The organism is Nonomuraea sp. NPDC052129 (genome assembly GCF_040680095.1).
GTDB lineage: Bacteria > Actinomycetota > Actinomycetes > Streptosporangiales > Streptosporangiaceae > Nonomuraea.
Window position 1 is genome coordinate 300,745 of record NZ_JBFAVX010000005.1, and the last position, 24,024, is coordinate 324,768.

A 24,024-nucleotide genomic window follows, 5' to 3' on the forward strand; every position below is an offset into this window, starting at 1 on the left:
AGGAGCGCCGTGAACCCCACGATGGGCCTGCAACTGCTGCTGGTGGCGGCAGGAGCGGTCGCGGTCGCCGCCGTCGCCCGGCGCAAGGGCTGGCCGGCGCCGCTGCTGCTGGTGGCCGCCGGGCTGCTGGTCTCGCCGCTGGTGCCCGCCGTGCCGCTGGACCCGCAGCTGGTGCTGTTCGTGTTCCTGCCGCCGCTGCTCTACTCGGCCGCGCTCGACAGCTCCTACCTGCGCCTGCGTGACGTCAAGCGGGCCGTGGCGCTGCTGTCGGTCGGGCTGGTGCTGTTCACGACGGCCGTCGTCGGGCTGGTCGTCCACCTGCTGCTGCCCGATCTGCCGCTGGCGGCGGCGTTCGCGCTGGGCGCCATCATCGCGCCGCCCGACGCCGTGGCCGCCGTCGCGGTCGGCCGGCGGCTCGGGCTGCCGCGCCGGGCGCTGACGATCCTCATCGGCGAGAGCCTGTTCAACGACGCGACCGCGCTGACCCTCTACCGCGTGGCGATCGGCGCCGCCGTGGGCGGCACGGTGGACCTGCTCGAAGGGGTCGGCGAGTTCCTCTACTCGGCGGCTGCCGGGGTGGCGATCGGGCTGGCGCTGGCGTTCCTGTTCTCCTGGGTGTTCCGGCACACCCGCGACTCCCTGGTCGAGAACACACTGATGCTGCTGATCCCGTTCGCCGCCTACCTGGCGGCCGAGTCGGTGCACGCCTCGGGCGTCATCGCCGTGGTGATCGTCGGGCTCTATCTCGGCAACCAGATGCACCAGCGGGGGTTCGGCACCCGGCTGGTGTCCGACGCGGTGTGGAAGGTGACCGACTTCTTCCTGGAGGCGATCGTCTTCGCGCTGATCGGCCTGCAGCTGGTCACGGTGATCAAGGGGATCGGCGGCTACGGCGCCTGGGAGGTCGCGCTGTACGCGGTCGTGGTGTTCCTGGTGACCGTGCTGTCGAGGTTCGTGTGGATGTTCCCCGTCACGTACCTGACGTGGCTGTTCACCGGGAGGCGCAGGGGCGAACCGCATCCCGCGCCCGCGCCGACCGTGATCATCAGCTGGGCGGGCATGCGCGGGGTCGTCTCGCTGGCCGCCGCCTTCGCCATTCCGGTCGGCATGCCCGACCGCGACATCCTGCTCTTCCTCACCTTCACCACCGTGATAGGCACGCTGCTCGTGCAGGGCACGACGTTCCCCTCGCTGATCAGGCGGCTGCGCGTGTCGAGCGAGCAGGAGCAGTATGAGGACAGGCTGGCCGAGGCCGCGGCGCAGCAGGCCGCGCTCGCCGCGGGCACCGAGGTGCTCGACAGGCTGATCGAGGCAGAAGGCGAGCCCGACGAGATCCAGAAGCAGGTCATCGACCAGCTCAGGGAGAAGTCGTGGCGGCGCTCGCTGACCGCGTGGGAGCGTCTGGGTGGCGGCACTGCTCAGGGCGGCGCAGAGACGCCCAGCACGCTCTATCGCCGGCTGCGCCGGGAGATGCTGCAGGCCGAGCGCGAGACGTTCGTCCGGCTACGCGACGAACGCCGCCTCGACGACGAGGTGCTGCGCGAGGTGATGGCCGAGCTCGACTTCGAGGAGGCCATCCTGGAGCGCTAGGCCCGCCTCAGGCCATCGCGTTGTCGACGAAGCACCACTTCCAGCTCTCGCCCGGCTCGTACGACTGCATCACCGGGTGCGAGGTGGCGTGGAAGTGCTTGGTGGCGTGCTTGTTGGGTGAGGAGTCGCAGCACCCGATATGACCGCACTCCAGGCAGCGGCGCAGGTGCACCCACCGGCCACCCGCCGCCAGGCACTCCTCGCAGCCCTCGGGCGTGCGCGGGGCCGGGTCGTCCGCTTGGGAAATATGCTCACACGTTGCCATAGGTGAAATCCTAGAGCTTCTGCGGCACGGCCATTTGCCGGCACCCCTCCCCGCTTGGTCCCGCCGGGGCGTGAACCCGTTGGGTAGGTTCAGAGTATGCGTCGCCTCAAAAGTCAGTTCGTGCCCCTTGCCGCCCTCACCATGTTCGTCTTCGCCGCGGGCTGCGGTGAGGTCAACAACACCATCGACAAGGCCCAGTCCTGCCTGGAGGCCCCCAAGATCGTCACCGAGCTGGGCGCCAAGCTCACCGAACTGAAGGACGACCCGAAGGCCATGGAGAAGGCCCTCGACGACAGCGCCGCCAAGCTCAACGAGGTGGCCGACAAGGCCGCCAACACCACGCTCAAGCAGGCCTCCGACGACCTGGCCAAGACACTGAGCGGCATCAACGTCAAGGACGTCAACGACGCCGTCGACGCGGCCCAGAAGGTCGGCTCCGAGACCGCCGCCTACCTGGAGAAGGTCGCCAAGGCCTGCGGCGGCTAACCCGGCTTCTCTAGGGGGAATGTGTGCCAATTAGCGTCGTTCGTATGGAGCCTGACCCGCGTTTCACGCTCGCGAACGAGCGTACTTTCCTCACATGGCTGAGCACCGCGCTGGCACTCAGCGCCGGGGGCGTCGCCATGGCGGCGCTCCCCGACCACTTGTTCGTCCCCTGGGTGCGCACCGCCCTGGCCGTGGTCCTGGTCTCGCTCTCCGCGCTGGCGGCGGGCATGGCCTATCCGCGCTGGCGCAACATCCAGCGCGCGCTGCGCGAGCGCGCGCCGCTGCCCCCGCCCGCCCTCGCCGCCGTCTTCGGCTACGGCGTGGCGGCGGTGGCGGTGATCGCCCTGGTGGTCATCGTGATGGGTGCCTGATCCGCCCATGTCCGAGGAGATCTGGGACTCCGGGCTGCAGAGCGAGCGGACCCGCCTCGCCTGGGTACGCACCGCCGTGGCCCTGTCGTCGGGCGGGCTCGGCGCGATGGGCCTGTCCGCGCGGCACGGGCTGCCCCTCGCGGTCGTCGTCACGTTCGTACCGGCCGCGCTCTGCGGCGCCGCGCTGCTGCTCAGGACCAGGACACGGTTCCGCCGTGTACAGGAGGCGCTGCACGGCGGCCGGCCCGTAGACGCCGGGCTGGACGCGCTGTTCGCCTGGCTCGGCACGCTCAGCGTGGTGGCCGGAGCGCTCGCGTTCGTCCTGGCTCTCGCCTAGCTGGTACGGCAGCGGGCGGTCACATCCTGACCTGGTCATCCGATGCCGCGCAGCCGGGTCCCGTCCTTCTCCAGTGAGCCCACGACGAGCAGGCCCGGTCCCGTCATGAGCCGGGCCGTGGTGTTGCGGCCGCAGCTCGATCCGCATGCTGAGGGGTCATAGGGTTGCCGGGCGCGTACTTGGCCGGTGGCGACGTCGAGCGTGAGCAGCTGCAGAGCGGGCCGGGCCGGGTCGTCCGCCGTGTCCTCAGCCGGGCCCAGCAGCAGGTACGCGATGCCGTCGCGGCTCACCGCGTCGATCGGCGCCCAGCCCGCGAGCTCGGTCATCGGCCGCTTCCAGCGCACCCGGCCCGTGGCCAGGTCCACGCCGATGGCCGGCTCGCCCGGATAGATGATCGTGCCGTTCGCGACCAGCGGGAACCGGTAGTGCTCCAGCTGCTCGGACGGCAGCGGGTGCTCCGCCGTCATCGCGCCGGTGTCCGCGTTGAGCAGCGCCGCGGACCGCGTCGCCGTCTTCTCGTCGGCGGATGTCCGGGAGTAGGCGACCCAGAATCGGTCTCCGGCCGAATGGATCGGCAGTTCCAGTCCCAGGGGCCGCGTTCCCGCGCCGACCGGGGGCCGCCATGTCCAGCGTTGCCGCCCGTCGGTGGTGGACAGCGCGATCACCATGTCCGCCTCGGGCCTGCCGCGGCAGCCGGCCAGCAGCGCGGCGACGGGACCGGCCACCGCCACCGCCGTGGCGACCTCACGGCAGCCGTTCTCGAGCTTCGCCGTGTCCCACCGCCACAAGGGCAGCCCGTCGCGGCGATTCAGCGCGACGAGTTCGCCGCCCAGGGCGGTGTTGTCGAGCAGCAGCACATCACCGCCGTCGACCAGGCGGGGCAGCCCGGCGACCGGGCTCATCCGCAGCTCGCGCCGCCAGCGCTCCTGGCCGGTGGCGGTGTCCAGGGCCACCACCAGCGCGCCGGTGAAGAAGTGGTACGACAGGACGGTCATGAGCCCGTCGGTGGTGACCACGACGCCCGCGAGGTCCTCGTCCCTGGTGACGTCATCACGCTCATAGGACCACAGCGGGCGGCCGGTGACGGCGTCCAGCGCACGTACGCCCCCGCCCTCCGGGACGATCACGTGGCGACCCGCGGTGACGGGCTCGACGATCAGCCGGAACGGTTCCGCCGGTGCCTGCCAGCGATAGCGGCCGAGCTGGGACGGCGGGGCACTGGGTAAGGCGGGCAGCGCCGTGCTGGTGGTGTGCCGGACGAAGCGGCCCTCGGTGTACCAGCCGATCGCGGGGAGGGCGCCGAGCCCCACGAGCAGCAGGATCGCCGAAGCCGCGGCGATCGGGATCGGTGCCCGGAGCAGCGGCGTACGGCGGATCGGGAGCGCCAGCGGCGTACGGCGGGCCGGGAGGAGCAGCAGCCAGCCGGCGGCAGCGGCGGCGCAGGCGAGCACGGTCAGCGGGCCGCCCGCTCGGATGCCTTCGTCCGGGGTGATGTCCAGCAGGACCACTGTGGCGATCCCACCGGCCAGGAGGGCGGCGCCCGCGGCCGTCAGTGGCGCGCCGACGGATCTGCCCGCCGTCGGGCTGTCGTCGGCTGTCGGGCGGGCCGACACGGCTCCGCCGGCGCGCGCGGCTTCGAGCCTCGCACGCAACGTCGCCGTCTCGTCATCCCGGCGCATGGCCGACAGCGCCACTCCGGCGCTCGTCACCGGTCCGAGCGCCAGGATCACGACCCACGTCGTCGTGTCCGGGGGATCCTTGGCCAGGCCGGCCCAGGACCACGGAAGGAACAACGCCACCACGACACCGATGCCGCCGAGCGCGACCAGGCCCGCGCCGGTCAGCCGTACCATCGCCCGCCAGTCCACTGATCCTCCCCTGGGGGCGCCGATCACAAGGCCCCGCGAGCCTATTCGTCACGTCGGTCCCAATGGATCACGGCCGAGGCGCTAAACCATCGGGCACCGGACACGCTCAGGCCGTCACCAACCGGCCAGGCTCAGTCCGCCACCAAGGTGAGCATGCCGCCGGGCTCGCTGCGGATCCGTCCCCCGAAACCGTGGCCGGCCCTGTCGAGGGTCACGCGCAGCCACTCGGCGTCGTCGGGTGCGGCGTGGCGGAGCCGTATGTGCCGGATCCGCAGGGGTGCCATGCGCAGGGCGGCCAGCCGTCCGGAGTCCGGATCGAGCGAGGCGAGGTAGAGCAACCGCAGGTCGCCGCGGTACTCCTCGTACCCGCCGATCCCCTCGTAGTCGTCGATCATGTCGCCGCAGCCGTACAGGACCAGGTGGCCGTGGTAGATCTCGATCGGGCGCGGATGGTGTGAGGAGTGCCCGTGCACCACGTCGACGCCGCCTTCGATGAGCGCATGCGCGAAGGCGATCTGCTCCCGGGAGACCCAATACCCCCAGTTGGAGCCCCAGTGGATGGAGGCTACCGCGATATCCCCCGGCCGCTTGGCTCGCCGTATCCGTTCGGTGATGTCGGCCGCGGCGGCCGGCGACGGCTCCGGCACGAAGTCGACGCCGGAGCGGTCCGCGGTCGCCGCCCAGTCCGGTGGCACGCCACTGGACGGCATGCCGAACGAGAACACCAGCACGCGCCGCCCTCCCGGCAAAGGCACGGCCACCGGACGGCGCGCCTCGTCCAGGTCCCTGCCCGCCCCGGCCGCCGCGAGCCCGGCGGCGGCCAGCGTGTCGAGCGTCTCGGCGAGCCCGTCGCGTCCGAAGTCCAGCAGGTGGTTGTTCGCCAGCGCGCAGACGTCCGGCCGCGCCACGGCCAGACAGGGAAGATTGTCGGGGTTCATGCGGTAGTGGATGACCTTGCCTGGAGCGTACGCACCGCTCGTGGTCACCGTCGTCTCCAGGTTCACCACCCGGACGGCCCGCGCGTGCGCGTCGAAGATCGACAGCGCGTCACCCCAAGGCCAGGAGAAGCCGACGGGGCGCGGAATCGGTCCGTTGACCGCCTCGGCGAGCTCGACGTAGACGCGCGCGTCGTCGATGTGCGGCTCGCGCAGGGCGGGATCACCGGGATGCGGCAGGACCTGGTCCACCCCTCGGCCGAGCATGACGTCGCCACAGAGGCACAGGGTCACCAGGTCAGCGCCCATACCCCCATGGTATGGCGGCTGTCATCGGGGGCGGTTGCCAGTTCGCGACAAATAGGACGACACTCGAAGGAGGGGGTGACTCATGGAAGAAGAGCTCAAGATCCTGCCATTCGAGTGCCGCGGGTGCTGGCATGTGTGGGAAGAGGAATACCTCGTCAGGCGCTTCGACGATCGTCACGGCAACGAGCGCGAGGTCTGGTTGCGCTCCGGTGTGCCGGTCCCACCGCCTTCGTCGGGCGCCATCTGCCCCAACTGCGGCTGCCAGCAGGCGACCATGTTCCCGGAGGGTTATCTCAGCCGGCATCCAGAGCTGAGGCCACCGGCCGAGCCTGTTGCGCCCGACGCGACACCGCTGCTCAGTCCGGTTCAGAGACGGGTTTACCCGCTCTAACCTGACAGTAGGTGAGCATTTCATAGCCCTGAGTGTCATAGTGCCGTCTTGTCGGGTGACGGGGCGGGGTGGACACTCTAATCGGATGGCGGCACGTGACCGGGGGTGGTCCTGGTGCGCGATGGGTTCAATACCCAGGAGACATGGCCTTTCGAGTGCATGCGCTGTTTACATGTCTGGGAAGAGGAGTACGTCGTCAGGCATCTCATGGACGACTACGGCAACGAGGTGACGATCTGGCTGCGGGCCGGCGTGACCGTGCAACCGCCCTGGTCAGGCATGTCCTGTCCGGGCTGCGGGGCGTACCACGTCACGTCGTTCCCGACGGGATATCTGTCACGCCACCCCGAGCTGGTGCCCTTGCCGGTGCCGGAGCCCGTGGTGGAGGCGCCCGCCGTGTCCGGCGGGTCCCCGGCGGCGGCGAGGCGGGTGCCCATGGCACGGGCACCCCTCCCCGGACGGCTTCTGCTGGCGGTCGGCCTGCCCGTGGCGTTGTTCGTCGGCTACGAGCTGTACGAGAACATGACGCGCGTGGTGCACCCGCACTGACGTGACGACAGAGAAGCGGGCGCACCCGTGCTGACAACAGCGGGGTGCGCCCGCGCTGACGTCAGCTGCTGAGGCTGTCCAGCGCAACGGCAGGGTGCACCCGCGCCGACGTCAGCTGCTGAGGCTGTCCAGCCAGGCCTGGTGCAGGCCGGCGAAGCGGCCGGAGGCGGCGATGAGGCGGTCCGGTGGGCCGTCCTCGACGATCTCGCCACTCTCCATGACCAGCACCCGGTCGGCGATCTCCACGGTCGACAGCCGGTGCGCGATGATCAGCGCCGTGCGGTCGGCCAAGATTGTGCGCAGCGCCCGCTGCACCAGCCGCTCGCTCGGCACGTCGAGGCTGGAGGTCGCCTCGTCGAGGATGAGCACCGCCGGATCGGCCAGGAACGCCCTGGCGAAGGCCACCAGCTGACGCTGACCGGCCGACATGCGCCCGCCCCGCTTGCCCACCTCGGTGTCGTAGCCGTTGGGCAGCGCGGAGATGAACTCGTGCGCGCCGATCGCCTTGGCGGCCTCGCGTACCTCACGGTCGGACGCGCCGGGGCGGCCGAACCTGATGTTGTCGGAGACCGTACCGCTGAACAGGAAGTTCTCCTGCGTCACCATGACCACGGCCTTGCGCAGCGTGGGCTCGTCGAGCGTACGCAGATCGACGCCGTCGAGCAGGAGGCGGCCCGCGGTCGGGTCGTAGAAGCGGGAGATCAACTTGGCCAGCGTCGTCTTGCCCGCACCCGTCGAGCCGACCAGCGCGACACTCTGCCCCGCCGGAATCGTCAGGTCCAGCCCCGGCAGGATCGGTCGATCCTCGACGTAGGCGAACCTGACACCCTCGAACCTGACCTTGCCGCGGGCCTTGGGCAGCGCCGCCGGCTCGCGCGGCTCCGGCACGGCCGGCTCCTCCTCCAGTACGCCCGACAGCTTCTCCAGGGCGGCGCCCGCCGACTGGAGCGTGTTGTAGAACTGGCTGATCTCCTGCATCGGCTCGTAGAACTGGCGCAGGTAGAGCAGGAACGCCGCCAGCACACCGACCGTGACCTCGCCGTGCAGCGCCAGCCAGCCGCCGTAGACCAGCACGACCGCCACGGTCACGTTGCCGATCAGCTTGATACCCGGCATGAACACCGCGATGAGGTGCATGCTGCTGGCGTTGGCGCCCCGGTAGTCGTCGTTGAGCTGCTTGAAGATCTCTTGGTTGCGCGGCTCCCGGCGGAAGGCCTGCACGGCGCGGATGCCGGTCATCGACTCCACGAAGTGCACGATGACCAGCGCCACCGTCTCCCTGGTGCGCCGGTAGACGATCGCCGACTGGCGGCGGAACCACCGGGTGAACAGCAACAGCAGCGGCAGCGGGATCAGCGCCACCAGGCCCAGGTGGACGTCGAGCACCAGCAGCAGCGCGGCCGTGCCGAACATGGTGAGCACGGCGGTGACCAGGCCGTCGAAGCCGGACTGCAGCAGCTCGGCGATGGCGTCGATGTCGGAGGTGAGCCGGGAGATGACGCGGCCGGAGGTGTACTTCTCGTGGAAGCTCAGCGACAGCCGCTGGAAGTGGTCGAAGACCCGCCTGCGCAGCTCCAGCAGGATGTTCTGGCCGATGCGGCCCGCCATCTGCAGGAACACCTGCCGGGTGAGGGCCTGCGTCACCGCCGCCGCCAGGATGACGCCGACGACGGTCAGCAGCGTGCCGGGGCCGGTGCCCTTGAGCATCGGCGGGATGCCCGCGTCGATGCCCACCTTCACCAGGTAGGGGATCGCCAGGCCCGCCAGGTTGGACACGATGATGATCCCGGTGAGCAGCGCGATCGCCTTGCGGTGCGGTGTGAGCAGGTCGCCGAGCAGCCTGCGGGAGCGCTCCCGCAGTAACACCGTCACCGTCTCGGACAGGTCGTCCTGGTTCTCGGAGGCGACGCCCCGCCAGTCGGCCGCGCTCGACGTCGTCGTGGTGGTCGTCATCGCAGGGCTCCTTCCGAGGGGTCGAAGTCGGCGTCCTGGGCGAGCAGTTCGCGGTATTCGGGCACCTCGTCCAGCAGGTCGTGGTGCCGTCCGACGTGCGTGATCGTGCCGTCTCTCAGCAGCGCCACCTTGTCGGCCAGCAGGACCGTGGAGGCTCGGTGGGCGACCACGATGCCGGTCGCCTCACGCAGCACGTGGCGCAGCGCCTCCTCCACCAGCGCCTCCGTCTCGACGTCGAGCGCGGACAGCGTGTCGTCAAGGACCAGGATCCGTGGCCTGCTCAGCACGGCCCGCGCCAGGGCGAGGCGCTGCCGCTGGCCACCCGACAGGGACATGCCCTGCTCGCCGATCCGGGTGTCGAGACCCCACGGCAGGTCGTACACGAACATGGCCTGGGCGGTGCGGATGGCCTCGTCGAGCTCCTCCTCGGTGGCGTCCTGGCGGCCGAGCGTGAGGTTCTCGCGCACGCTCATCGAGAACAGCGTCGGCTCCTCGAACGCCGTGGCCACTACCTCGCGCAGCGCGGGCAGCGACAGGTCGCGTACGTCGTGGCCGTCGATCGTCACCCGGCCGGCGGTGGGGTCGATGAGCCGGGGTACGAGCGAGGTCATCGTCGTCTTGCCCGAGCCTGTGGCGCCGACGATGGCCACCGTCTCGCCCGGGCGTACCTCGAGCCACACGTCACGCAGCACCGGCTGGTCGGAGTCGGGGAAGCGGAACTCCACCCCCTCGAAACGCAGGTGGCCGCGCGGCCGCTCGATCGATCCGGAACCGCCCTCGATGGCCGGGACCGTGTCCATGACCTCCATGACCCGGTCGGCGGAGGTCATCGCCTCCTGGGCCATCGCCAGGATGTAGCCGAGGCTGGCGACCGGCCAGACCAGCTGCAGCATCAGCGTGGTGAAGGCGACCAGCGTGCCCAGCGTCAGCGAGCCGCCGCCCACGGCCAGAGCGCCGAGCAGCAGGACTAAAGCGAGGGTGAAGTTGGGGATCACCTCGAGGAAGGTGAAGAAGCGGGCCGACAGCCGCACCTTGTCCATCGAGGTGCCGTAGACCTTGCGCGCCGAGTCGTCGAACTGGTCGAACACGTGGTGACGGCGGCCGAACGCCTTGATCGTCCGGATGCCGATCGCCGACTCCTCGACGACCGTGGCGAGGTCTCCCTGCTCGTCCTGCACCTGGCGGGAGATCCTGATGTACTTCTTCTCGAAGCTCAGCGACACCAGGATGATCGGCACCGCCGACGCGGCCACCAGCAGTCCGAGCGGCCAGTACATGTTGAGCAGCAGCACCGTCACGGTGGTCAGCTGCAGGATGTTCATGACCAGGAAGAGCATGCCGAAGCCGAGGAAGCGGCGGATCGTCGACAGGTCGGTGGTGGCCCGCGACAGCAGCTGGCCCGACTGCCAGTCGCCGTGGAAGCCCATCGGCAGGCGCTGCAGGTGTGCGTAGAGGTCGTCGCGGATCTGGGTCTCCAGCCCGAGGACCGGGCCGGTCTGCGTCCAGCGCCTGAAGAAGATCAGGAACGCTTCGAGCACGCCCACGCCCAGGGCGACGAGGCCGAGGGGGAGCAGGGCGCCGGAGTCGCCGTGGAGCACGGGACCGTCGACGACCTCCTTACCGACGAGAGGCAGGGCGATGCTCGCCCCGATGCCGATGATCGCTGCCAGCCAGATGAAGACCAATCTGGTGGCATAGGGGCGGAGATAGGGCTTCATCCGCCACAGGGCATTGGAGGAGAGTGAGGTGAAGATGGGCAGGGGACGGCGAGGAGAACGCGTATCGGGAGGCATCCCATCCAGGCTAATACGTTGGATCAACCGATTTTCTGGCGCCCACCGCCTGCTCCCTGCGGCCAAAGCGGAACAGTTTTGCATCCGCCCAGCCCATTGAGTGCCCTGGTCCGAGACCCGTGGGGTGATATATCCGGATGAGGCGCGAGCTGCCGATGGAGTTGACTGCCCCGCATGAACACTTCGGTGAGCGACTGTGCGGGCGAGGCGGATCTGCGGGTGATGCAGGAGCTGCGACTTCTACGTAGCGCTGGAAAAGGACGCTGTGGCCGCCCGTGCCCGCTACAACGCCGGGCATACCAAACCCCTCTCCTCGTCCACATACGTCCGGTGGCTGCTGCCCAATGCGCGATTCCCTGCGCGACGGGCATGAGCATGTCATCGACATACAGACCTTCGTCTTGGGTATTCAGGTCCGCGCGGAGGACGGGTACGCCACCTACGTCGCGGTACGGATCGTCGGGAGCGCCCCCGACGACATCGTCGCGGTGATCCTGGCCCGCGTACCTGGCTGCGACCGCGACTCCTGGGGGTTCGAACACAAGCTTCCGAATCGTCCCCTTTACGGAGCTGAGCAGGTCTGGTCCACGCTCATGGATCCATCCGCCGCCGCCAAGATCCTTGAGGAGGGCGACGTCGATCGCCCGACGTGAGGCACCGCCTCGTCCGTCTGGAGATGGTCGCCGCTCCCAGAAGGAGCACGTGGGCGGCTCCGGTTGTGCGCCTGCTCAGCCCGTTAACCCGTGGCGGGTCGCGTAGTGGGTGGCCTCGACGCGGTTGCGGACGCCGATCTTGGTGAACGCGTTGTTGATGTGCGTCTTGACCGTGGCCTCGCCGATGAACAGGGCGTCGGCGATCTCCGTGTTGCTCAGGCCGCTCGCGATCAGGCCGAGCACCTCGGCCTCGCGGGCGGTCAGGCCGTCGGGCAGTTGCCGGGCTTTGGGGCGCGGCGCGCGGCCACCGCGGCACGGGCCTCCGCCAGACCGTCCGCGGCCAGCCCGCGCGAGCGCCGCACCGTCGCCAGCGCGCCGGTCACGTCGCTCTTCTCCGCGAGCAGGGCCTCGGCCAGCTCCAGCTGCACGCCCAGTGCGCCCAGCGAGTGCGCGAGCACGTCGTGGATCTCGCGGGCGATCCTGGTGCGCTCGTCCAGCGCGGCGGCTCGCGCCTGCTCCGCCTGCGCGAGCCGGGTCTGCTCCAGGAGCCGTTCGGCCTGTTCCCGTCGTACGACGTGCTGTCGGTGATTGACGCCGACCAGCGTGATCGCCAGCAGTACCAGCGCCTGCCCGAACGCCCCTACGGGTGTTTCCCCGGAGATCGGCCAGGTCAGTACGGCCAGCGCCATCGTGCCCGCGCCGACGCCCACGATGGCGGCCACGGACGGGGTGGCGAGCGCGGCGAACCGGCCGAGGATGATCGCCGTGAGGAGCAGCGCCGTACTGTCCTCGGCGGCCCCGAGCGCCACGGCGGGCAGCAGCGTCGCCGCGCCCAGCAGCCCGGCCGTGAGCCGGGGCCGGGACCGGTCGAGCGCCACGAACAGCAGCCAGCACGCGGCGCTGACCCCGTACAGCGCCCAGATCCACAGCGCGCTCTCCCGCGCGGTGACCAGGGTGATGATGACGAACAGCGTGCCGAACACCTGCACCACCAGCCAGCCCGGCGCGATGGTGTCCGGCAGCGACCGCTTCTGTTCCATGCGCTTGATTCCACCAGGTACGGGCTGGTCAGCGCAGGCGGGTGATGAGCTCGATGAGAAGAAGCCGGTAGGCGATGAACCCCACCAGCACCACACCGGCCACCACCGCGATCCCGACCCACGTCTTGCTGTGCATCTTGCCTCCCTTGAGCGATTCCTGCGCTTTGTCGGCTGCGAACCTGAGCAGTTCGTTTCTGTCCATGACCGCGAAACTACGGATCGGGGCGGGTGGAGCGGCACCGCCAGATGGTGGAGATACGGGTGGAGAAGTGGGGTGGAGCGCCTAGACGGCTGCCGTCAGGGCACTTGGCAGGCTCTTGCGTTAAGGAGGAGACGGTGACCGCAACGGAGAAGGCGGGGCGGCACGCTCGGGCCGCCGCCAGGAAAGCGGCCGCGCATCCGGCGCTGAACCGGCTCGCCAGGGTCGGGCTGGCCTGCCGGGGAGTGCTGTACGCGCTGATCGGGGTGGTGGCCGTGCGGATCGCGCTGGGCGAAGGAGGGGGACGGGAGGCGGACAAGGCGGGCGCGATCTCGACCGTGGCGCGGTTGCCGTTCGGGGAGGTGGTGTTGTGGGTGATGGTGGCGGGGTTCGTCGCGCTGACGCTCTGGCAGTTGTCGGAGGCGCTGTTCGGCGGGCTCGGCGTGGCGGACCGGCTGGAAACAGTCGGCCGGACCGCCGTGTACGCGCTGATCTGCGGCACCTTGCTCAGCGTGCTGCGAGCCGGGAAGGCCACCTCTGACGACGAGAAGTCGCGGGACGCGACGGAGGCGCTGCTCGGCCTGCCGGGCGGGCCGTTCATCGTGGGCGCCATCGGGCTGGGCCTCGTCGCGCTCGGCGTCCGCTGGGGGCACCAGGGCGTCACCAAGAGGTTCCGGGACGAGCTGAACCTCGGCCAGATGTCCCCGCGGGCCCGCTCGGTGATGGACAAGCTCGGGTTCGCCGGGTACGTCGCCCGCGGGGTCATCGCCGGCCTGGCCGGGGTCTTCGTCGTCGAGGCGGCGATCACGTACGACCCGGACAAGGCGGGCGGGCTGGACGCGACGCTCAGAGCCTTCGCGGCGACGCCCGTGGGGCCCTGGCTGCTCGTGGTGGTCGCCTTGGGGCTGGTGCTGTTCGCGGGTTATTGCTGCGGCGAGTCACGCTGGCGCCGCGTCCGCTGACGCCCCGCGTCCAGCGTTTTACCGGCGTCAGCGTTCACAGGCGTCAGCGTTCACGGGCGTCGGCGTCTACGGGCCAGCGCTCATCGGGAGCGGGGGTGGAGCAGGCCGGCGTCTCGTTGGATGGCGGCTGTGGCGGCGGCCAGCTTCTCCTCGTCGGGGAGCGTGGCGTTGTCCTCGTACGTGACGCCCGCCGGCACGTCGTCCACCCCGACCGGGTCGGCGTCCCAGAAGTTGCCCCGGTAGACGACGTTGTCCAGCGGCGGCGCCACCTGCAGGACGGCGGTGTTGTCGGCGCGCGCGACCACGTTCTCCTCCACGGTCACCCAGGCGGCGCCGTAGTCGGTGTAGAGAGCGAAGTTGTACGGCGTGCGCGTGTCCTTGATGACGTTGCCGCGGATCACCGCGCCGTTCTCGTGCGAGTCGCCCTGCGGCCCCGAAAGGTAGACGCCGCCGCCGTCGGCCAGTACCCCCATCGTGCCCACGGTGAGGTTGCGCAGGATGCGGGTCCCCTCGGCGGGCCCGGCCACGATGCCGCAATGAGGCATCTCCTCGACCTGGTTGTGGGCGACCGTGCAGCCCTTGGTGCCCAGCACCGCGATGCCTGGGGAGCCGGTGAACTCCAGGCCGGTGTGATGGATCCAGTTGTCCTCGACCAGGGGGTTGACGGCGCGGGTGACGGAGACCGCGCCGGCCGAGAGCGTGTCGAAGTCGCACCCGCGCACGCTGACGTCCGCGCCGCCGGTCAGCTCCAGGCCGGCGGCGCCCATGCGGGTGAAACGGCAGCGCTCGACCGCTACGCGTACAGCGTCCTCGATCACCACGCACGCGGGGATCCTGGCCGACTCGCGCGGTACCGTCACCCACGCCTGCCCTTCGACGAGCTCCACCTTGTCGACGGGGCCGCCTTCGTAGTAGCCGCTGCCGTGGTAGTGCAGGAAGCCCTCCGCACGGCCGGGCCGCAGCCAGGTGGCGTCGGCGAAGACCAGGCCGCGGAAGGACACCCCGCTCGTGCCGGTGGCCCGCAGCAGCGTCTCGAGAACGGGGGCGACCACGCGCGTACGGTCCGGCGCCTCTCCCTGGAGGGGAAGGTAGCGGAGGACGTGGTGGCCGGGCCGCGAGCGGTCCAGGACGAAGGTGCCGGGCTCGGTGAGGAAGGTGACGTCGTTCTCGACCCGGGTGGGCAGGCCGGGGCCGCGGTTGATGTTGCCTTCCCACGCGGAGTTGTAGAGGTCGAGGGCCCATCCGAAGCCGGGCTGAGCCATGGTGATCACGGTCGCCCCGCCATCGTCCGTCTCGGAGGTCGCGGTGGTGGTCGCGTCACGGTCCGTCCCAGCGGTGACACCACTGTCCGTCCCGGTGGTGACTGCGGCGACGCCGCAGCGGGCCTCGGTCCATGGGTAGACGCCGCGGTAGACGAACTCGACGTCGGCGGGGTTGTGCCAGGTTCGCGGGGCCGCGCTGTCGGTCTCGTAGCCGGTCTCCGTCATGGTCACGGTGCCCGGCAGGCCGTCTATGGCGGCGCGTTCGACCCGGCGGCCGTCCACGTACAGCTGGCGCGTGTCCAGGTCGCCCACGTCGGCCAGCCACACGCCGTCCTCGATCCGCCAGCCGGTGATCTCGCGACCGCCGCTGACGACGACCTGCTCCTGGTCGGCGGTTCCGTAGCCGTGGGCCTGGTAGACGATCCGGTGACCGTCACGGCCGGAGTCGGCCTCGGTGAGCTCGAACGGCGCGGTGAGCACATGGGTTCCGGCCCGCAACTGGACGACGACGTCCCCGGTCGCGGTCACGGCGGGGTCACGCGCGATGTCCCCGGTAGCGGTTCGAGCGGGGTCTCCGGTCACCGTCCCGGCGGGGTCCCGTACGAGGTCTCGTACGGCGTCGCGGGCGCGGTGCAGGCTGGCGAACGGGCGCTCCGCGGTGCCGGGCCAGGAGTCGTCGCCCGAGGGATCGACGTAAAACTCGGTCATGATGTACCGCCCTTTTGCAGTTTATGGTGTACACGAGGTATTACACCATAAACAAGGGAGGTGTCCATGGCGAGAGGTGGCGCGGGAGATCCCGACGACGGGGTCGAACTGCTGTGGCGAGAGGGTGACGTCGAGCCGCGACCAGGGCTGAGCCTGAGCCGGATCGTCCGGACGGCGATCGAACTGGCGGACGCAGAGGGGCTCGAAGGGCTGTCGATGCGCAAGGTCGCCGACCGGCTCGGGTTCACCACGATGTCGCTCTACCGCCACGTGCCCGGCCGCGACCACCTGCTCGACCTCATGCGCGACGCCGTCATGGGCTCACCGGGCGCGGTCCCCCCTGAGGAGGGCGACCGGGAACGGGGCGAGGGCGCCGAGAAGGCGGGTGGCCAGGAACGGGGCGAGGGCGCCGAGAAGGCGGGTGGCCAGGAACGGGACGCGGGCGCCGAGAAGGCGGGTGGCCAGGGGCGGAGCGAGGGCGGCGATGAGGCCGGTGGTTGGCGGGCGCGGTTGGAGGCGTGCGCGCGCGAAGGGTGGCGGCTGCGCGAGCGGCATCCCTGGCTGGCCGAGGTGCGGGGCACTCGCCGGGTGCCGGGGCCCAACGCCGTCGCCCACTACGAGTACATGCTGAGCGCCGTCTCCGGCACCGGTCTCACGCCCGCCGAGATGATCGCCGTCGTCGGGCTCGTCGCCCGGTTCGTCGACTCCGAGGCCCTGCGGCTGGCGGAGGTGGCGCGGACCGAGCGGCTCAGCGGGGTGAGCGAGGAGGAGTGGTGGGGCTCTCGTGACACGCTCTACGCGCGGCTCGAGCGCTACCCGACCCTCACGCGTCTGTGGGAGGAGGGCGGCTACGACGAGCCGGAGGACCCGTTCGAGTTCGGCCTGCGCCGGGTGCTGGACGGTATCGAGATGCTGGTCCAAGAGCGTGATGAAAAGCGTGATGAAACGTGTCAGATCTGTGGTGCGCCGGTTGAGCGGGCCGCGTCGGGACGTCCGCGCGCGTACTGCTCACGGGCCTGCCAGCAGCGCGCCTACCGCAAGCGCAAATCCGGCTGACCCATCGCTGTCAGGCCCCGCGGCGGATCGCCACGATGGCCACGTCGTCCTCCCGCGAGCCGAACGCGGCGAGCAGCCGGTCGCAGAACTCCTCCAGATCGTCCTCGACCGTCTCGGCCACCTGCCTGGCCTGCTCCAGGCTGTCGTCGAGCAGGATGCCGCGGTCCTCCACCAGCCCGTCGGTGAACAGCAGCATCGTGGCGCCCGCGGGCAGCTCCAGCCGGTTCACCTTGTAGTCCTCGTGCGCCACGCCCAGCAGCAGGTTGCCCAGCCCCAGGTAGTGGGCACCGGGTCCGGCCAGCATCGGCGGGATGTGCCCGGCGTTGGCCATCTCGACCTCGCCGCTCTCCGGGTCGATGAGCAGCAGGCAGACCGTGGCCGTCATGCCGGGGTGATAGCGGCGCAGGACCTTGTTGAGCAGGTCCATCGAGGCGCTCAGGTCGACCGAGTCGATCAGCGAGGCGCGCAGCGCGTGCCGCAGCTCGGCCATGATGGTCGCCGCGTGCAGCGAGTGGCCGGCCACGTCGCCGATCGCCACCAGCACCCGGTCGCCGACCCGCAGCACCTCGTAGAAGTCGCCGCCGACCTCGATGTTGTCCACGGCCGGCTGGTAGCGGAAGGTCACCTTCAGCCCCGGCACCTCAGGGATGCGCGTCGGCAGGAGGCTGCGCTGCAGGGTCAGCGAGATCGTGTGTTCCTCGGTGTAGACGCGCAGCGCGTCGACGGCCAGCGCCAGCCCTTGACCGAGCTGCCGCAGCACGTTCAGCTCGTCGGCGTCCAGCGGAGGGTCGGCCTCCAGCCCCAGGTAGACGGGTGGCTGGCCCCTCTTGGTACGGCACAGCACGCCCGTCACCGGCGCGTTGAGCTGTACGTCGCTCACCAACGTGAGCCACTCGGCGGCGTCCACGGTGAACACCTTGGCGCCCGCCGGTTCGCCCAGCGACATCGCGCTGAGCCGGTCCAGCAGCTGGGGAGCGGCGGACCTGCTGCTGGCCGTCTCGCCGGGCCGGGCGCGGAAGCGGCGCATCCGGCCGTCGGGCGGCAGCGCCAGCGCGCCCGCGTAGCGGCCCAGCACGTCGACCGTGCCCTCCACGGCCACAGCCAGCAGCCGGTCGAAGGAGTCGGCCCCGTTCATCCGCAGCGTGACGTCGGCCAGCTTGGCCAGGCGCTCGGCCATCAGCTCCGCCCGCCGCCTGGCGCGGTAGTAGCGCAGCGTCGCCTCAACCGTCGCGGCGAACTCGGCCGGCTCGATCGGCTCCGACAGGTAGGCGTCGGCGCCGCGTTCGAGCCCTTCCGTACGGTCGGCCGAGGTGATGGCGTTGCCCGACACCTGGATGACCGGGATCGAGGTCGTCGCCGGGTTCGCCTTGATCCGCTCGCACACCTCGAAGCCACCGATGTCGGGCAGCCGTACGTCGAGCACGACCAGGTCGGGGCGGTTCATGGCGAGCATGGCCAGCGCCTCCTCGCCGCCGGCCGCCTCGACCACGGTGTGGCCCGCCCTGCGCAGCCAGCTCGACAGGATGTAGCGCTTGGTCGGGGTGTCGTCGACCACCAGCACCGTCGCGCCGCCGGCGGGCTCGATCACCGCCCCGGCCACGTGCTCAGTCATGATCCGTCCCCGCCGCGCCTCGGATGGCCTGAAGCAGCTGGTCGCGGCGCAGCCCCTGCTTGGACAGCACCGGGTGGCCGGACGGCGCGGCGTCGGGCCGGATCGTCACCACCACGACGCCGACCCGTCCCAGGGCTTGGTCCTCGGCCATGCGCTGCAGCAGCGCGGTGCCGTCCAGCCGCGGCATCAGCATGTCCAGCAGGATCACATCCGGCGGGCGCGCGGTCATCATCTCCAGCGCGGCGACGCCGTCCGCCGCCTCCTCCACCTCGACGGCGAAGCCGTACAGCATCCTGCGGGCGGCGGCGCGGAACGCCTCGTCGTCGTCGGCGACCAGCACCCGCGCGATCTCGGGTGTGCCGTCGTGGTGCGGCAGCCGCATTGTCACCGTGGTGCCCCGCCCGACGTCGCTCGCCAGCTCCAGCGTGCCGCCCAGCGCCTCGGTGAGCCGGCGGGCGTACGGCAGGCCGAGCCCGGTGCCCTTGACCCTGACCTGGAGCGCGCTCGGCACCTGGAAGAACTCCTCGAACACGGTCGCCAGATACTCGCGGGGGATGCCGATGCCCGTGTCGGTGACCGTGATGACCACCTCGCCGGCGGCCGCGTCGGCGTGCGCGCTCAGCCGTACCTCGCCCTCCTGGGTGAACTTCAGGGCGTTGGACAGCAGGTTGCGCAGGACGCGGACCAGCATCCCCTCGTCGGTGTAGACGTCGGTGACCTCGGGCGCGACGTCGACGCGCAGCGTGACGTCGCCGGGCCCGCTGGTGGGCTGCATCGTCAGGCGCAGGTGCTCGGCCAGCGTGGGCAGGTGGACGACCGACGACTGCGGGTCGAGCCGCCCTGACTCGGCCTTGGCCATGTCGAGCAGCTCGCCGACCTGCTCCAGCAGCGTCTCCGCCGAGTCGCCGATGAAGCGCACCTGACGTGACTGCTCCTCGCTGAGCGGCTCGCTGCCGGGCCCGACCATCAGCCTGACCAGGCCGATGATGGAGTTGAGCGGGGTGCGCAGCTCGTGGCTGACCGTCGCCCAGAACCGGTTCCTGGCCTCGGCCGACTCGCGGAGCTGGGAGGACTTCTCGTCCAGCTCCCCGTACAGGGCGACCACGCCGCGGTTGGTCTCCTCCAGCTCGGCCGACAGCTGGTTGTACAGGGCCAGCACCCCGGTGTTGGTCTCCTGCAGCTCGGCGTTGAGCTGCAGGACGTCCTCCAGGGTCGCGGCGAGCTCCTTGTTCTGCTGGCGCAGCTCTTCGAGGGCGCTGACCGGCGCCATTCCGGCCAGGCGTTCGCGGATCTCGTCGATCGGGAGCCGTGGGGAGTGGGGAGGCAGCCGCTTGGCTATGGTGACGCGACCGTGTTCGGCGTCGAGGGTGACCACGTCGACCAGGCGGCCGGCCAGCGCCAGCCCCTCCGATCGGGCGAAGACCGCGCCCATTGCGTGATCCATGGTGATGAGCAGTTTCCCTTCATCTAGCGAGAAGACGACGGCCGCCCCGGTGCCGAGCAGCTCCCGGCAGACCTCGCTCAGCGCGGTCGCCACCCTGACCTGGTCCTGTGCCTCCAGACCGGCCAACTCGGCGACGGCCTTGCCCAGGCGGCGCACCACGAAGACGTCATGGTCGTGGTCGAGCGCGGCCCTGGCCAGCTCAGTCGCGGTCATGGCCGGGCCTCACGGTCACCACGCAAGCGTCGTCCCGGCGGCTGCCCGCCTCGCGCAGCAGCCCGGCGGCGACGACCGCGGGGGAGCGGGCGAACAGGCCCGGCATGGCGGCGGGGTCCCACCGCTCGGTCAGACCGTCGGAGTGCAGCACCACGGTGGCGTGCTCGGGCAGCTCGAACTCGTACTGGCGCAGCTGCCGCGCCTGGTGTCCGGCGATGCCGGGCACCGAGATCATCCCCCGGCGGCCATCGGCGCTGACGATCCAGCCGGAGATGTTGCCCAGCCCGGCGTAGGAGACGGTGGCGGCCCTGACACGGGCCACCGCGACCGCGCCTCCCCGGGTATGGACGAGGCCTCGATGCAGGCGTTCGAGTGTCGCCAGCGGCTCTTCGTCCGCCGCCCGCCGGAACAGCTCCACCGCCGTCCTGGACGCCTGGGCGGCCAGTTCGCCGTGGCCCAGGCCGTCGCACAGCAGGATCGTCGTCTCGGACGTGGCGCCCTCGCCTGTGGCGGCGATCGCGAAGGAGTCGCCGCAGACCGCCTCCTCGCCGATGGGGCGGCTCAGGCCGCTGGCGTACGGCGCCGAGGTGGGCGCGTCTGTGGCGGCGAAGCGCATGACCAGGATGGTGCCCTTGCCGGGCAGGGAATGGACGTCGTACCAGGAGGAGATGCGGGCCATCGCCCCCATCCCGATGCCGAGGGTGCCGGAGGTGGAGTAGCCGTCACGCAGGGCGCGGGCGATGTCGGGCATGCCCGGGCCCTTGTCGATGGCGATCAGCTCCACGACGGCCGGGTCCCCGGGCTGGGAACGGACCATGACGACGCCCTCCACCGCGTGCTTGACCAGGTTGGAGACGGCCTCGGTGACCGCGACCGCCGTCTGCCCCGTACGCTCGCCGTCGAACCCGGCGGCCTCGGCGAGTTCGACGGCCATCCGGCGTACGGCGCCCACCGCACTGGGGTTCTCCGCTCGCACCCAGGTGTCGTCCCGCGTGTAGCTCATCGGCACCATGTCATCGAGCCCATTTCGTCACCGTCACCGTCGTGCCCTTTCCTGGAGCCGAGACCAGGTCGAACTCGTCGACCAGCCGCCGTGATCCGCTCAGCCCCAGCCCCAGCCCGGTGCCGGTGGTCCAGCCATCGGTGAGTGCCTGCTCGATGTCGGGAATCCCCGGCCCCTCGTCGCTGAAGGTGAGTTCAAGGCCGCGGCGCGTCCCGTTCTCGACGATCTCGATGCGGGCCAGGCCGCCGCCGCCGTACACCAGGGCGTTGCGGGCCAGTTCGCTGGCCGCGGTCACCACCTTGGTCTGGTCGATGAGGGACAGTCCCACCTCGACCGCGACACTCCGGACCCGCTGGCGGACCATGACGACGTCGGAGTTGCTGGCGATGGGCAGTTCCCAGCCGCCGGTCACGACGTCGCGCCTCTCACATGGTCGAGCAGCGCGATTCCCTTCTCCAGGTTGAGTGCGGTGCGTACGCCGCCCAGCGACAGGCCGAGCTCGACCAGCGTGATCGCGACGGCCGGCCGCATGCCGACGACCACGGTCTGGGCGTCGAGCAACCGCGACGTGGCGGCGATGGTGGCCAGCATCCTGCCGATGAAGGAGTCGACGATCTCCACCGCGGTGATGTCGATGATGACGCCGCGCGCTCCGTGGGTCACCACGGCGTCGGCCAGGTCCTCCTGCAGGGCGAGCACGCTCTGGTCGTCCAGGTCTATCTGGATGGAGATGATCAGGATGTCGCCGAGCTTGAGAATGGGCACCCGGTCCATCAGACGTTCTCCGTCCGCACCGCGAGGCGGGTCGCCTTCGGCGCGATCACCTCGATGCCACTGCGCCTGAGCGCGTGGGCCAGCGCGTCGGCCAGCGAGGCCTTGGTCACGATGTCGCCGAACTCGATGCCGAGCGTGACGATGGTGTGCGCGATCTGCGGGCGGATGCCGGAGATGACGCACTCGGCGCCCATCAGGCGGGCGGCGACGACGGCCTTGAGCAGGTGCTGGGCGACCTGGGTGTCGACGGCCGGGACGCCGGTGATGTCGATCACCGCGTGCTCGGCGCCCGTGTCGACCAGCGTCTGCAGCAGCTTCTCCATCACGACCTGGGTCCTGGCGGAGTCGAGCGTGCCGACCAGGGGCACCGCCACGATGCCCTCCCACAGCTTGACGACCGGCGTCGACAGCTCCAGCAGCTGCTCGGCCTGGTCGAGGATGATCCGCTCGCGGGCCGTCGTGTACGTCTCGAAGGTGAACAGGCCGAGGTCGTCGATGAGCCTGGAGAACCAGATGAAGCCGCGCAGCGCCTCGGCGCCGCCGTCGCTCTCGACGGCCTCGTACAGCGCCTCCTTCAGGCCGAAGACGGCCCTGGCGGTGTCCGCGGGGGTGAAGCCCTGGCGGGCCCGGGAACGTGACAACTCGGCGAGCAGGCCGCGCATGTCGGCGAGGTCGCCGCCCTGTTCGAGGGAGGTGAGCAGCGCCCGGTAGATGTCGTTCAGCTCCTCGCTGGACGCCTTGGCGATCAGGGTCCATCGGTGCAGGATCTGCGTCTCGTTCTCGCGGAGCAGCTCTTCGATACGTCGCCTGGCGACATCGGCATCGACGGTCAAGGTCACTCCTGGGAGGAAATTTCACCGGCATTGCCGGGGATGCTAACGACACTGTTCCGCTTCGGCGGGCGGTTAGCGAGATAGCCCGCTTCATGCGTTGAACGACCTTATCTGACGATATAAAGGGATAAGTCCTGCTTTGCGAGATAGTGAGCCACGGCCGATCAGGCGAATCCGGCGCTCTCCGCCGGGCGGGCACCCAGCCTGGTCAGCAGCCGTACCATGCGCGGGGCGTCGAGCGGATCCACCGGCAGCACGTGGCCGGTCCACCAGCGGGCGATCTCGGGTGTGGGCCCCTGCTGGATCATCGGCAGATAGTCGTCCAGCGGTGGATCGTAGACGAAACCGGGCACCACACCGAGCCGCTCCAGCCCGGCGACGATCTCGTCGCGGCTCTCGACCAGCAGCGGCACCCGCAGGAGCGGACGTACGGGGGATTCGCGGACGCCCGCCGCCACCCACGGGGTCCGGCGCAGCGCCTCGACCCCGGCCAGGCGGCGCTCCCGCTCGCGGTCGATCGCCCGCAGGCGCGCGCGCTGGTAGCGGCAGAGCGCGGGGCCCGGCCGCATCCGCCAGCCGTCGTGGTCGATCCCCAGCCATGGATCCATGGCCGACAGGTTGCCCCTGACAGCCATGAGGGCGTCCTCATGGGGCGCGGGGCGGTGCCCGCTCCACTTGACGATCCCGAGCCGCCGCGACAGGTGCCACATCAGCCGGACCGCGCCGGTGCGGTGGAGGGTCTCGCGGAGCATCGGCTGTACCACGGCCTCCAGCTGGTCGCGCGGCTCGCCGGACAGCAGCAGCGCGTCTCTCGCCTCGGCCAGCGCCGCCAGCGCGCCGGGGTTGGGCGTGGTCAGGAAGCCGCCGGACGCCCGGCCGTGCTTGGCCAGGCTGTACACCCCGGCCTGGCCGAACGTGCCGGCCAGGCGCCCGCCGACCATCGTCTGGAAGGCGTGGGCGGCGTCGTCGATGAGGACGAGGCCGCGCCGCTCGCACTGCGTGATCAGATCCCTTATCTGGTCCGGCTGGCCGTACAGGTGGGTAGTGATGACGCCGGCCAGGCCGCTCCAGTTGACGCGCGGCGCGTCGATGTTGCCGTCGCGCCACGACACCGGCGCCATCACCGGCTCCAGGTCGGCGGCCAGCACCATGAACAGCACGGCCTCGGAGGTGGTCGGCGCGATCAGCACCCGGTCACCGGGGTCGAACCAGTGGCGTAACGCCAGCAGCAGGCCGAACCGGGCCGACGGCACATGCAGGCAGTCCTGGCCGACCCGGTGCCGCATGAGGTCTTCCAGCGGGCTCATCGGCGACCTCGCCGGACGCGGCGTTTCAGCATCCGTTCGGCCAGACCGTGCAGGAAGGACCGGTCCAAATGCTTCCCTCCCTGATCTTGATCACTTTGCAGATTTATAGCA

25 protein-coding genes are annotated in these 24,024 nt (G+C 70.5%); 9 read left to right on the plus strand and 16 right to left on the minus strand.

Going from position 1 to position 24,024, the window contains the following annotated elements; all coding sequences use genetic code 11:
• The first annotated feature begins 9 nt into the window (after window positions 1-9).
• Window positions 10-1,590: a Na+/H+ antiporter gene (locus AB0L53_RS15235; protein ID WP_363993437.1), complete on the plus strand. Its 1,581-nt coding sequence runs from the start codon at window positions 10-12 to the stop codon at window positions 1,588-1,590.
• Between the two features lie 7 nt (window positions 1,591-1,597).
• Here the strand turns inward: AB0L53_RS15235 and AB0L53_RS15240 are convergent, their stop codons facing one another.
• A complete protein-coding gene (locus tag AB0L53_RS15240; protein WP_357941308.1) occupies window positions 1,598-1,855 on the minus strand; it encodes a UBP-type zinc finger domain-containing protein in 258 nt (85 codons plus the stop codon).
• Window positions 1,856-1,951: 96 nt separating this feature from the next.
• On the opposite strand from AB0L53_RS15240, the gene AB0L53_RS15245 reads away from it, so the two are divergent.
• Genes AB0L53_RS15245 through AB0L53_RS15255 form a run of 3 tightly spaced genes read left to right on the plus strand, consistent with a single transcriptional unit; the run spans window position 1,952 to window position 3,049 of the window.
• Window positions 1,952-2,341 (plus strand): hypothetical protein, encoded by a 390-nt coding sequence (locus AB0L53_RS15245; protein ID WP_358175514.1) that lies wholly within the window; start codon window positions 1,952-1,954, stop codon window positions 2,339-2,341.
• A 44-nt stretch (window positions 2,342-2,385) separates the two neighbouring features.
• Complete coding sequence (locus tag AB0L53_RS15250; protein ID WP_225289460.1) at window positions 2,386-2,712, plus strand: DUF202 domain-containing protein; 327 nt, start codon at window positions 2,386-2,388, stop codon at window positions 2,710-2,712.
• A 7-nt stretch (window positions 2,713-2,719) separates the two neighbouring features.
• Window positions 2,720-3,049 carry a DUF202 domain-containing protein gene (locus AB0L53_RS15255; protein WP_363993438.1) on the plus strand — a complete coding sequence of 110 codons (330 nt, stop codon included), beginning with the start codon at window positions 2,720-2,722 and terminating at the stop codon, window positions 3,047-3,049.
• Window positions 3,050-3,084: 35 nt separating this feature from the next.
• Here AB0L53_RS15255 and AB0L53_RS15260 read toward each other — a convergent pair whose 3' ends face one another.
• Complete coding sequence (locus tag AB0L53_RS15260) at window positions 3,085-4,917, minus strand: PQQ-binding-like beta-propeller repeat protein (protein ID WP_363993439.1); 1,833 nt, start codon at window positions 4,915-4,917, stop codon at window positions 3,085-3,087.
• Window positions 4,918-5,048: 131 nt separating this feature from the next.
• Window positions 5,049-6,161, minus strand: a complete 1,113-nt coding sequence (locus AB0L53_RS15265) for a CapA family protein (protein WP_363993440.1) — start codon at window positions 6,159-6,161, stop codon at window positions 5,049-5,051.
• An 82-nt stretch (window positions 6,162-6,243) separates the two neighbouring features.
• On the opposite strand from AB0L53_RS15265, the gene AB0L53_RS15270 reads away from it, so the two are divergent.
• A complete protein-coding gene (locus tag AB0L53_RS15270; protein ID WP_363993441.1) occupies window positions 6,244-6,552 on the plus strand; it encodes a hypothetical protein in 309 nt (102 codons plus the stop codon).
• Window positions 6,553-6,711: 159 nt separating this feature from the next.
• Complete coding sequence (locus tag AB0L53_RS15275; protein ID WP_363993442.1) at window positions 6,712-7,101, plus strand: hypothetical protein; 390 nt, start codon at window positions 6,712-6,714, stop codon at window positions 7,099-7,101.
• A gap of 111 nt (window positions 7,102-7,212) precedes the next feature.
• On the opposite strand, the gene AB0L53_RS15280 is transcribed toward AB0L53_RS15275, so the two are convergent.
• Together AB0L53_RS15280 and AB0L53_RS15285 are read right to left on the minus strand one after the other, a co-directional pair.
• Window positions 7,213-9,054, minus strand: coding sequence for an ABC transporter ATP-binding protein (locus tag AB0L53_RS15280; protein WP_363993443.1), 1,842 nt, complete (start codon window positions 9,052-9,054; stop codon window positions 7,213-7,215).
• Window positions 9,051-10,772, minus strand: coding sequence for an ABC transporter ATP-binding protein (locus AB0L53_RS15285; RefSeq protein ID WP_363993444.1), 1,722 nt, complete (start codon window positions 10,770-10,772; stop codon window positions 9,051-9,053). The genes AB0L53_RS15280 and AB0L53_RS15285 overlap by 4 nt, the downstream gene beginning before the upstream one ends.
• 419 nt (window positions 10,773-11,191) lie before the next feature.
• Between AB0L53_RS15285 and AB0L53_RS15290 the strand changes: the two genes are divergently transcribed.
• Window positions 11,192-11,500: a hypothetical protein gene (locus AB0L53_RS15290; protein ID WP_363993445.1), complete on the plus strand. Its 309-nt coding sequence runs from the start codon at window positions 11,192-11,194 to the stop codon at window positions 11,498-11,500.
• Between the two features lie 75 nt (window positions 11,501-11,575).
• Here the strand turns inward: AB0L53_RS15290 and AB0L53_RS15295 are convergent, their stop codons facing one another.
• From AB0L53_RS15295 to AB0L53_RS15305, 3 genes are read right to left on the minus strand one after another with little or no spacing between them, the layout of a single operon-like run.
• Window positions 11,576-11,743, minus strand: coding sequence for a LuxR C-terminal-related transcriptional regulator (locus AB0L53_RS15295; RefSeq protein WP_363993446.1), 168 nt, complete (start codon window positions 11,741-11,743; stop codon window positions 11,576-11,578).
• Window positions 11,744-11,760: 17 nt separating this feature from the next.
• On the minus strand, window positions 11,761-12,540 hold the full coding sequence (locus tag AB0L53_RS15300; RefSeq protein WP_363993447.1) for a histidine kinase: 780 nt from the start codon (window positions 12,538-12,540) through the stop codon (window positions 11,761-11,763).
• 28 nt (window positions 12,541-12,568) lie between these two features.
• Window positions 12,569-12,742 (minus strand): hypothetical protein, encoded by a 174-nt coding sequence (locus tag AB0L53_RS15305; RefSeq protein ID WP_363993448.1) that lies wholly within the window; start codon window positions 12,740-12,742, stop codon window positions 12,569-12,571.
• Between the two features lie 134 nt (window positions 12,743-12,876).
• On the opposite strand from AB0L53_RS15305, the gene AB0L53_RS15310 reads away from it, so the two are divergent.
• Entirely contained in the window at window positions 12,877-13,701 is an 825-nt protein-coding gene (locus AB0L53_RS15310; RefSeq protein ID WP_363993449.1) for a DUF1206 domain-containing protein, read from the plus strand.
• Between the two features lie 80 nt (window positions 13,702-13,781).
• Here the strand turns inward: AB0L53_RS15310 and AB0L53_RS15315 are convergent, their stop codons facing one another.
• Complete coding sequence (locus AB0L53_RS15315) at window positions 13,782-15,671, minus strand: right-handed parallel beta-helix repeat-containing protein (RefSeq protein WP_363993450.1); 1,890 nt, start codon at window positions 15,669-15,671, stop codon at window positions 13,782-13,784.
• A gap of 66 nt (window positions 15,672-15,737) precedes the next feature.
• Here AB0L53_RS15315 and AB0L53_RS15320 point away from each other — a divergent pair, with 66 nt between their 5' ends.
• Window positions 15,738-16,727 carry a TetR/AcrR family transcriptional regulator gene (locus tag AB0L53_RS15320; RefSeq protein ID WP_363993451.1) on the plus strand — a complete coding sequence of 330 codons (990 nt, stop codon included), beginning with the start codon at window positions 15,738-15,740 and terminating at the stop codon, window positions 16,725-16,727.
• 10 nt (window positions 16,728-16,737) lie between these two features.
• Here AB0L53_RS15320 and AB0L53_RS15325 read toward each other — a convergent pair whose 3' ends face one another.
• The 7 genes from AB0L53_RS15325 to AB0L53_RS15355 form a co-directional block, all read right to left on the minus strand.
• Window positions 16,738-18,339 carry a fused response regulator/phosphatase gene (locus tag AB0L53_RS15325; RefSeq protein WP_363993452.1) on the minus strand — a complete coding sequence of 534 codons (1,602 nt, stop codon included), beginning with the start codon at window positions 18,337-18,339 and terminating at the stop codon, window positions 16,738-16,740.
• Window positions 18,332-19,996, minus strand: coding sequence for an ATP-binding protein (locus AB0L53_RS15330; RefSeq protein WP_363993453.1), 1,665 nt, complete (start codon window positions 19,994-19,996; stop codon window positions 18,332-18,334). The genes AB0L53_RS15325 and AB0L53_RS15330 overlap by 8 nt, the downstream gene beginning before the upstream one ends.
• The gene (locus AB0L53_RS15335) at window positions 19,983-20,999 is read right to left on the minus strand and encodes an ATP-binding SpoIIE family protein phosphatase (protein WP_363993454.1); all 1,017 of its coding nucleotides are present in this window, start codon (window positions 20,997-20,999) and stop codon (window positions 19,983-19,985) included. The genes AB0L53_RS15330 and AB0L53_RS15335 overlap by 14 nt, the downstream gene beginning before the upstream one ends.
• A 10-nt stretch (window positions 21,000-21,009) precedes the next feature.
• Entirely contained in the window at window positions 21,010-21,411 is a 402-nt protein-coding gene (locus tag AB0L53_RS15340; RefSeq protein ID WP_363993455.1) for an anti-sigma regulatory factor, read from the minus strand.
• Window positions 21,408-21,773, minus strand: a complete 366-nt coding sequence (locus AB0L53_RS15345) for an STAS domain-containing protein (protein WP_358436944.1) — start codon at window positions 21,771-21,773, stop codon at window positions 21,408-21,410. Before AB0L53_RS15345 ends, AB0L53_RS15340 begins: the two co-directional genes overlap by 4 nt.
• On the minus strand, window positions 21,773-22,606 hold the full coding sequence (locus tag AB0L53_RS15350) for an STAS domain-containing protein (RefSeq protein WP_363993456.1): 834 nt from the start codon (window positions 22,604-22,606) through the stop codon (window positions 21,773-21,775). The genes AB0L53_RS15345 and AB0L53_RS15350 overlap by 1 nt, the downstream gene beginning before the upstream one ends.
• 164 nt (window positions 22,607-22,770) lie before the next feature.
• A complete protein-coding gene (locus tag AB0L53_RS15355) occupies window positions 22,771-23,913 on the minus strand; it encodes a DegT/DnrJ/EryC1/StrS family aminotransferase (RefSeq protein WP_363993457.1) in 1,143 nt (380 codons plus the stop codon).
• Between the last annotated feature and the right edge of the window lie 111 nt (window positions 23,914-24,024).

Excerpts from the sequence above, each read along its gene's own strand:
- AB0L53_RS15240 (WP_357941308.1), bottom strand. The coding sequence starts at position 1,855 with ATGGCAACGTGTGAGCATATTTCCCAAGCGGACGACCCGGCCCCGCGC.
- AB0L53_RS15245 (WP_358175514.1), top strand. The coding sequence starts at position 1,952 with ATGCGTCGCCTCAAAAGTCAGTTCGTGCCCCTTGCCGCCCTCACCATG.
- AB0L53_RS15250 (WP_225289460.1), top strand. The coding sequence starts at position 2,386 with ATGGAGCCTGACCCGCGTTTCACGCTCGCGAACGAGCGTACTTTCCTC.
- AB0L53_RS15255 (WP_363993438.1), top strand. The coding sequence starts at position 2,720 with ATGTCCGAGGAGATCTGGGACTCCGGGCTGCAGAGCGAGCGGACCCGC.
- AB0L53_RS15265 (WP_363993440.1), bottom strand. The coding sequence starts at position 6,161 with ATGGGCGCTGACCTGGTGACCCTGTGCCTCTGTGGCGACGTCATGCTC.
- AB0L53_RS15270 (WP_363993441.1), top strand. The coding sequence starts at position 6,244 with ATGGAAGAAGAGCTCAAGATCCTGCCATTCGAGTGCCGCGGGTGCTGG.
- AB0L53_RS15275 (WP_363993442.1), top strand. The coding sequence starts at position 6,712 with ATGCGCTGTTTACATGTCTGGGAAGAGGAGTACGTCGTCAGGCATCTC.
- AB0L53_RS15280 (WP_363993443.1), bottom strand. The coding sequence starts at position 9,054 with ATGACGACCACCACGACGACGTCGAGCGCGGCCGACTGGCGGGGCGTC.
- AB0L53_RS15285 (WP_363993444.1), bottom strand. The coding sequence starts at position 10,772 with ATGAAGCCCTATCTCCGCCCCTATGCCACCAGATTGGTCTTCATCTGG.
- AB0L53_RS15290 (WP_363993445.1), top strand. The coding sequence starts at position 11,192 with ATGCGCGATTCCCTGCGCGACGGGCATGAGCATGTCATCGACATACAG.
- AB0L53_RS15300 (WP_363993447.1), bottom strand. The coding sequence starts at position 12,540 with ATGGAACAGAAGCGGTCGCTGCCGGACACCATCGCGCCGGGCTGGCTG.
- AB0L53_RS15305 (WP_363993448.1), bottom strand. The coding sequence starts at position 12,742 with ATGGACAGAAACGAACTGCTCAGGTTCGCAGCCGACAAAGCGCAGGAA.
- AB0L53_RS15315 (WP_363993450.1), bottom strand. The coding sequence starts at position 15,671 with ATGACCGAGTTTTACGTCGATCCCTCGGGCGACGACTCCTGGCCCGGC.
- AB0L53_RS15320 (WP_363993451.1), top strand. The coding sequence starts at position 15,738 with ATGGCGAGAGGTGGCGCGGGAGATCCCGACGACGGGGTCGAACTGCTG.
- AB0L53_RS15325 (WP_363993452.1), bottom strand. The coding sequence starts at position 18,339 with ATGACTGAGCACGTGGCCGGGGCGGTGATCGAGCCCGCCGGCGGCGCG.
- AB0L53_RS15330 (WP_363993453.1), bottom strand. The coding sequence starts at position 19,996 with ATGACCGCGACTGAGCTGGCCAGGGCCGCGCTCGACCACGACCATGAC.
- AB0L53_RS15335 (WP_363993454.1), bottom strand. The coding sequence starts at position 20,999 with ATGAGCTACACGCGGGACGACACCTGGGTGCGAGCGGAGAACCCCAGT.
- AB0L53_RS15345 (WP_358436944.1), bottom strand. The coding sequence starts at position 21,773 with ATGGACCGGGTGCCCATTCTCAAGCTCGGCGACATCCTGATCATCTCC.
- AB0L53_RS15355 (WP_363993457.1), bottom strand. The coding sequence starts at position 23,913 with ATGAGCCCGCTGGAAGACCTCATGCGGCACCGGGTCGGCCAGGACTGC.